Below are 7132 nucleotides of genomic sequence, written 5' to 3'. Positions count from 1 at the left end.
TAACCGTAATCGTTGCATTACCTGACTTGGTGCCATCAACTGTTGACGTTGCTGTAATCGTATATGTGCCTGGTGTAGTGTTTACTGCCACACTCACCAATCCATTTGCATCCACCGTGACATTGCCGTTCGTGTCACTACTGCTCCACGTAACAGTTTGCGCCGCTCCACCGCTGACGTTCACAGTGGCCGTTAGTTGCTCTGTATCTCCTTGCACCACATTAGAGCTAGTCGGACTGACCATCACACTGTTTACTGCCGGTGCCGAGGTAACCGTAATCGTTGCATTACCTGACTTGGTGCCATCAACTGTTGACGTTGCTGTAATCGTATATGTGCCTGGTGTAGTGTTTACTGCCACACTCACCAATCCATTTGCATCCACCGTGACATTGCCATTCGTGTCACTACTGGTCCACGTAACTGTTTGGGCCGCTCCACCGCTTACATCCACGGTTGCTGTCAGTTGTTCTGTGTCCCCTTGCTTCACAATTGGGTTAGCTGGGGTCACAGTCACACTATTCACTTGTGGGGCGGGAGCCGACTTTATATGACCGTCATATGTTTGACTGTCATAACCTACTGCAACTGCTCGTCCTCCACCTATAATGACGTCGGCAAAATCAATGGATGAGGATAGATTACTCCATTCCTCTTCCCAAACAACCCCATTTATCGAGGTTGCAACTCTTTCATTTGCGCTAACGGTATAAAATTTACCTGCAGCATAAGTCACTGAAGCTAAACTAACGTTGCTGTAATTCAATACGGTCGTCTTGCTCCAAGTTACTCCATCATTTGAAACGTATGCCTGTCCAGCCTCACCAACCGCTACAAATGTATTGTTTCCATAGGCAACATCGAAAATGGCTTGGGTCGGATTAGTTGTATATACCTCAGTCCATGCTAACCCATCGGAAGAACGGAAGATTTTAGCCGCTTGTCCTTCATTATAGGTTGTTGCAATAAACATCCCATTGCCGTACACTACTCGGTAAAAATCAAGGTTTGTATTCGTATACACTACCTCTGGAGTACCATTTTCTATGAATGAGTAAAGTTTTTCTTTTCCTGCTAACACATAACGGTTAGTAACGGGACTATAAGCAATATCGTTGATCTGCTTGTTTTGGAAAAATGAATTTACAGGCGTCCATCCGGTGGTTGTGGGTTCAGATGACTTATAAACTCCATCCAACGCAGTAATAAACCAAGTTGCATTCAAAAACTTGACGTTAGTCGGTTCAATGGAAATCTCTAGATTCCGGTTATCCCAGGTCACGGAATCTGTCGACAGATGATAGTCTAGAAAATAGCCTAAAGACAAAAATGTACCATTGCCATATTCCACAAAAGTTTGAAGACTTGCAGGCACCTGATGTACAGGACTCCAAGTCGCAGCGTTCGCTTTAGAAGAAAAAATCCCACCACTAAAAGAACTAATGAGTAAAATACTTGCCAATGTAGTACGGAGTATACGATTCAAACTTCTTTTTCTCGAAAACAAAGACATATCCGGCCCCCTAAAATTGGATTTAATCGGCAATTATTATTGCCTATCTATTTCCCGATGAAGTTTGTCGAATGATGAAATGGAAATTACTCTCATCATAAACGAGACTTTGGTATAGGTAAATATAATTTTAGGGACTTTTTTCATAAAACAATGACTTTCAACCCATTTCAAAATTGATCTAGCGTGTTTTTTTGAAGTTTTGTTATAAATTTTCGTCACCATTCGATTTGAAACTGCAAAATTTTTAATGACAGCCCTTCTTCCATCTGTTATAAACAAATTATGACAACTATATCTAGCCATCACCTTGGAATTAAAGGAGAAAATAAAAAGTGATTGATACAGTTGCTGCAAAACTCGAAGATGAAGCGTTTTTGTTTCAGTTGTATTCATTAACCCGCCAAGACGAATTACAAAGTTGGAACTGGGAGCTAGAGGAACAAGAACTATTTTTGCGTATGCAATGGAGAGCTCAAACCATGTCTTATGCGGCCTCTTACCCAGATGCAATTCGTATAATCGTTCGTGACAATAATGTTTCTGTCGGTCAAACGTACGTACTTGAACAAGGGCAAGAATGGGTGCTCATTGATATATCTCTACTTCCAGAGTATCGGAATCGGGGAATAGGTATGAGCATAATTATGGATCTACAACAGAGGGCAAGTCATGCTGGCGCAACTATTCGTTTAAGCGTACTTCCCATGAACAGGGCAATGAGGCTGTATCAGAAGCTCAACTTCGTTCCTGTACACAGCACAGGTTTATATCAACTAATGGAATGGTATCCTTTGAGAACAAATGAATCAACATCAGAATTTAGTGAGGTGAAAACGAATGAGTGAAGCTTATTTAGGTGAGATTCGGATGTTTGCGGGGAATTTTGCTCCTCTTGGATGGGCTTTGTGTAATGGACAAACAATACCCATTGCTGAAAATGAGGCTCTGTTCGTTCTACTTGGAACAACGTATGGCGGGGATGGACAAACCACGTTTGCTTTGCCTGATTTGCAAGGTAGAGTGGCTGTACATCCAAACCCTACGTTTATTCGTGGGCAAAAAGCAGGTAATGAGATGGTTACATTGGTATCTAATCAACTCCCTGTACATACGCATTCGGTGTACACAGCATCGGATTCCTCTACAATTACATCAACACCAAGTAATGCAACCTGGTCTAACTCACCACGAAAAATCTATTACACTTCAGATAAAGCCACTACTGTGAATATGAACACTGCAGCTGTATCTTCTGTCGGTGGAAACCAGGCTCATGACAATATGATGCCTTCAACTGTCATTTCGTTCATTATCTGTCTAGAGGGCATATTCCCGTCTCAACCTTAAAGAGAATAAAAAAATAGAGGAGGTCACCTCATGTCAGAACCATTTTTGGGCGAGATCCGATTGTTCGCCAACAACTATGCCCCTCGTAACTGGGCTTATTGCGAAGGACAAATCTTGCAGATCAACAGCAACCAAGCTCTCTACTCTTTGCTTGGCAACGTCTACGGAGGAGATGGTATCACTACTTTCGCACTTCCAGACTATCGTGGACGAGTACCGATACATGTGTCAAATACAATTCCTCTGGGCACTAAACAGGGTGAAGCAGCTCACACGTTAACCATTAATGAGATGCCGATACATAACCATCAAGTAACAGCTTCTGAAACCAATCCATCGGTGGCAACTCCACTAAATAACGTTTGGGCAGCTGTCCCGAATTCATTCGGATCCACCCCTGGACAAGAAACTATGAATTCAGGAAGTCTCTCAGGAGCCGGCGGTTCTCAACCGCATAACAATATGCAACCATACACCGTATTGAATTACGCCATTGCGATTCAGGGAATTTTCCCTTCTCGCAACTAATTAAGGAGGACATGACTTTGGCTGATGCGTATATCGGTGAAATCCGAATTTTTTCTGGAAATTTCGCACCAAAAGGCTGGGCCTTATGTAATGGTCAATTGATGTCAATTAACCAAAATACAGCTCTATTTTCTATACTGGGTGTACAGTATGGTGGAGATGGAAAATCGACCTTTGCATTGCCCAATCTGATGGGTTCCGCTGTTATTCATCAAGGTTCCGGAACAGGTCTAACTCCTCGTACTGTTGGAGAAAAGGTTGGAGATGCAACTGTCACGCTAAATCAAACCGAAATCCCTGCTCATACGCACACACCTCAAGGTATTGTTGCGACAGGGAATCAAACTTCACCTAAAGATGCGTACTGGGCCCAAGCTGCCAAGCCTATTCCCACAGCACCGCAGCCCCCATTGTACAATAACGCACCAAGCACAGATATGACGCCTATGGCTGTAGGAGTGACTGGTTCATCTCAGCCACATAACAATATGCAACCTTTTATTACTCAGACTTTTATCATATGCTTGCAAGGCGAATTTCCTTCACGTGGTTAAGTAATTCAATATCAATATATATAAGAAAGAGGCTGTTCACTAGGACAGCCTCTTTTCCCTTTATCCAAGAAATTCATTTCGATAGCTTTCGTCACAAGAAGTAGTATGCTTATTTTAACAAAATAAAGCATACTTATGGGGTTCTCAAGTAAAAATCTCATTTTTGATATATCTTCAGTTTCTTTGGAGCATTTCAGTTATACCGGATAGTTAACTAAGCATAAAAAACTCCATGAAATCCTGGAAGAGCCCATTTCTCATAATTTTAAGTAACACCTGGACCCATTTGATTTAATTCCTATTACAAAAAGTTGCTAACGACTTATAAACTTGTATAAGGAGAGTTTCAATGCTATATGAACTAGGTCAATAAAACTTATTTTTGTTTCAGTTTAATGAAAGTGATATTGAGTGGGAGAACAAACAATTTCTCTGATCAACTTAAATAATGTGATTGAATGTGTTGATAAAAGTTTTTTTGCAGATATACAGCACTTTTAATCTTGCTATATTCTCCGTATGATTATGAATATAAATGACTTAAAACTAAATCTATAACTTCGTCATATGTCTTAATCATAATGTTTTTATAATCATGCTCTAACCTTTTCCATTCTGGCGTATCTAGCATCCATCGTCTCCCCATTACTAAAATTCTTTTAGGATAATAAACTTTTATTCCATGCTTTGCTTCCGCAAACTCTCTATTTTTAGGATCTTCAAAATAATACGCATAGTCTCTTGTTTGACTAACATATGAATGAATCTCCGCACTGAAAGTTTCCCTATTCTTCCGCCCTACTATGCTATTTATATTTTTCAAATTAGGTAATTTAAATTCAACTATGTCCGAATACCCATCTGATCCTTCAATAAAAAAGTCTGGTCTGATAGCTTTACGTTCTTCTGTTTGCCACTCTAATTCACATTCAGGAGATATTTTTTTACCCATAAAAGCCATTTTTAATATAAACTGATTTTCGATTTCAGCTAGAAAAGCAGTTATTTGGGGTTCACTCGTATCCTTAGAACTAATCAATTCAACGAAACGATTCAAACTATACCATTTTTGTTCTCTAAATTCAGAAGGGAGAGGGTAATGAAATTGAACATCATGCATTATGACTTCTTCAAGGTCAGGCCACATATAAAATGTAAATTCATCTACTTCTGCATCCATATCATCTATCTGTAATGGGAATAAATCTAACCACTTTACATTTCTGGTAACTAACCCTGAATTATTAGTACCATAAAAGAAACCATTAACTATTCTATGAAATCTACCTTTCTGTAATTCAAATCCACTTGTATTGAAACCTATTTGCATTGATTGACCAGCAAAATTCCAACCATTCTTAAACATAATATCGAGTGCTTCATTAGTAGGATAAACCAGGTCTTCACTATACTTAGGTAATAGCATTACAGGACCTGATTGTTTGCTATAATCGATGCCTAATATGTCTGTTAAAAGATTTTCTTCATTTGAGTAGTCTAAAATTCTAACCTCAACCTTGTGTTTTGAATTAATTTCTTCAGCATTAACATTCCCTATGTACTCGACGCCCCAATGAGTTTTGCCTAAATAGAATATTACTTTCTCTGGATTCAGTAAGAATTTTGTGAAATTCTTTTTTAAGTCAGGATATTCGACTAGGAGACTCCATAATCTACTCCAATAATTTTTCAATAGCATATTGCCTAATAAATTGGCACCGTCCACCAAGGTTAATGATTTTTTTTCCTCCACTTTTTAATCTCCTTTTACAATGTACGATATACGTTCCCTTTTTTTAAAAATATCAATACACAAAACATATTCATAATAGTATCAAACATCTTTCGATACAACATTACAAGTTCACCATATTTCTTTGAAAAGTAAGGATTCTAATATTTAGGCAGTCAGTAAACAAAGTCATCTTGGACTTTATGATTAAAGTAAGGGTTCCTATAATTCAATAGTTTTGTTCTGACTCTATAGTACTAATATTTATTAATTAGCATAATTTTAAGTCATTTTTTCCTTAGTTATAGATCTTCATTGTTTTATCTTCCACACTTAGCTCTTAATAAATAAGAAGATATAAATGTAACTACCTTCGGCTATGTAATTCATGAGATCTGACAAGAAAGTTTTTTTGCTTGAATTGAAATTGCAAAAAAATACATGTTCACTTAGAACTTTCTTACAGAAATAAACTATACCATATATATGCCATAATTTTTAAGAAAACAAAAAACCTTGAGTAAAAATCAAGGTTTCTTTTTAACACACTATAGTTTGTAAAGATTACTCTCTACCTTTTCTCCATGTCTTCCTATACAGAGGATTCACCCAGGAAGAGTTAACCTCCCATGAAGGAGCTATGTTCTTCTCTTATATCGCCACACGCATATATAAATGAGCCATGAAGGGCTCGAACCTTCGACACCCTGATTAAAAGTCAGGTGCTCTACCAACTGAGCTAATGGCTCTTAATAAGATGGCAGGGGCAGCAGGAATTGAACCCACACCAACGGTTTTGGAGACCGTTGTTCTACCTTTAAACTATGCCCCTAAAAAATGGTAGCGGCGAAGGGGATCGAACCCCCGACCTTACGGGTATGAACCGTACGCTCTAGCCAGCTGAGCTACACCGCCTTATTATGACCCGTAGGGGATTCGAACCCCTGTTACCTCCGTGAAAGGGAGGTGTCTTAACCCCTTGACCAACGGGCCTTACTTACTCCTGAAGAAGAATTTAAAGCTGCCAATTGTTCTCATCACTTAAATTCTCAAGAAAAGTCAAAAAAAATACCCCAGCGGGGTTTCGCTTGGCGGCGTCCTACTCTCCCAGGACCCTGCGGTCCAAGTACCATCGGCGCTAGAGGGCTTAACGGTCGTGTTCGGGATGGGTACGTGTGGAACCCCTCCGCCATCGCCACCAAACGCATAGCTTAGCTTACATTTCAGAGATCGTTCTCTGAAAACTAGATTCGAAACGAAACACGCGATTTAGAACTTGCTATTGGATAAGCCCTCGACCGATTAGTACTGGTCAGCTCCATGCATTGCTGCACTTCCACCCCCAGCCTATCTACCTCGTCGTCTTCAAGGGGTCTTACATACTGGGAAATCTCATCTTGAGGGGGGCTTCACGCTTAGATGCTTTCAGCGTTTATCCCGTCCGTACATAGCTAC

At 39.7% G+C, this 7132-nt stretch carries 6 protein-coding genes, 4 tRNA genes and 2 rRNA genes; 4 read left to right on the top strand and 8 right to left on the bottom strand.

The genetic code is table 11. The annotated features are described in order from the left end of the window. Window positions 1–1486 (bottom strand): Ig-like domain-containing protein (locus tag PAEAM_RS22390; RefSeq protein ID WP_165790019.1); only part of this gene is annotated, 1486 nt, incomplete at its 3' end. 362 nt (window positions 1487–1848) lie between these two features. On the opposite strand from PAEAM_RS22390, the gene PAEAM_RS22385 reads away from it, so the two are divergent. From PAEAM_RS22385 to PAEAM_RS22370, 4 genes are read left to right on the top strand one after another with little or no spacing between them, the layout of a single operon-like run. Beyond that, the gene (locus PAEAM_RS22385; protein ID WP_100529040.1) at window positions 1849–2361 is read left to right on the top strand and encodes a GNAT family N-acetyltransferase; all 513 of its coding nucleotides are present in this window, start codon (window positions 1849–1851) and stop codon (window positions 2359–2361) included. Next, window positions 2354–2863: a phage tail protein gene (locus tag PAEAM_RS22380; protein ID WP_100529039.1), complete on the top strand. Its 510-nt coding sequence runs from the start codon at window positions 2354–2356 to the stop codon at window positions 2861–2863. Before PAEAM_RS22385 ends, PAEAM_RS22380 begins: the two co-directional genes overlap by 8 nt. A gap of 30 nt (window positions 2864–2893) precedes the next feature. After that, window positions 2894–3391 carry a phage tail protein gene (locus tag PAEAM_RS22375; RefSeq protein WP_100529038.1) on the top strand — a complete coding sequence of 166 codons (498 nt, stop codon included), beginning with the start codon at window positions 2894–2896 and terminating at the stop codon, window positions 3389–3391. Window positions 3392–3408: 17 nt separating this feature from the next. Next, window positions 3409–3945, top strand: coding sequence for a phage tail protein (locus PAEAM_RS22370; protein ID WP_100529037.1), 537 nt, complete (start codon window positions 3409–3411; stop codon window positions 3943–3945). A 523-nt stretch (window positions 3946–4468) separates the two neighbouring features. Here PAEAM_RS22370 and PAEAM_RS22365 read toward each other — a convergent pair. The 7 genes from PAEAM_RS22365 to PAEAM_RS22335 form a co-directional block, all read right to left on the bottom strand. Further along, window positions 4469–5698, bottom strand: a complete 1230-nt coding sequence (locus PAEAM_RS22365) for a Shedu immune nuclease family protein (protein ID WP_100529036.1) — start codon at window positions 5696–5698, stop codon at window positions 4469–4471. A 655-nt stretch (window positions 5699–6353) separates the two neighbouring features. Next, window positions 6354–6426, bottom strand: a tRNA-Lys gene (locus PAEAM_RS22360). A 9-nt stretch (window positions 6427–6435) separates the two neighbouring features. Further along, a tRNA-Trp gene (locus PAEAM_RS22355) sits at window positions 6436–6509 on the bottom strand. 6 nt (window positions 6510–6515) lie between these two features. After that, window positions 6516–6592 (bottom strand) — tRNA-Met (locus tag PAEAM_RS22350). Window positions 6593–6598: 6 nt separating this feature from the next. After that, window positions 6599–6670: transfer RNA gene (locus PAEAM_RS22345), tRNA-Glu, on the bottom strand. Between the two features lie 93 nt (window positions 6671–6763). After that, a 5S ribosomal RNA gene (gene rrf / locus PAEAM_RS22340) occupies window positions 6764–6880 on the bottom strand. Between the two features lie 79 nt (window positions 6881–6959). Continuing rightward, window positions 6960–7132, bottom strand: a 23S ribosomal RNA gene (locus PAEAM_RS22335); the annotation flags it as partial.

Source organism: Paenibacillus sp. GM1FR (genome assembly GCF_002803315.1).
GTDB lineage: Bacteria > Bacillota > Bacilli > Paenibacillales > Paenibacillaceae > Paenibacillus > Paenibacillus amylolyticus.
The sequence above is the reverse complement of the archived record's forward strand: the minus strand, read 5'-3'. Positions and strand labels throughout refer to the sequence as shown.

Excerpts from the sequence above, each read along its gene's own strand:
- PAEAM_RS22375 (WP_100529038.1), top strand. The coding sequence starts at position 2,894 with ATGTCAGAACCATTTTTGGGCGAGATCCGATTGTTCGCCAACAACTAT.
- PAEAM_RS22380 (WP_100529039.1), top strand. The coding sequence starts at position 2,354 with ATGAGTGAAGCTTATTTAGGTGAGATTCGGATGTTTGCGGGGAATTTT.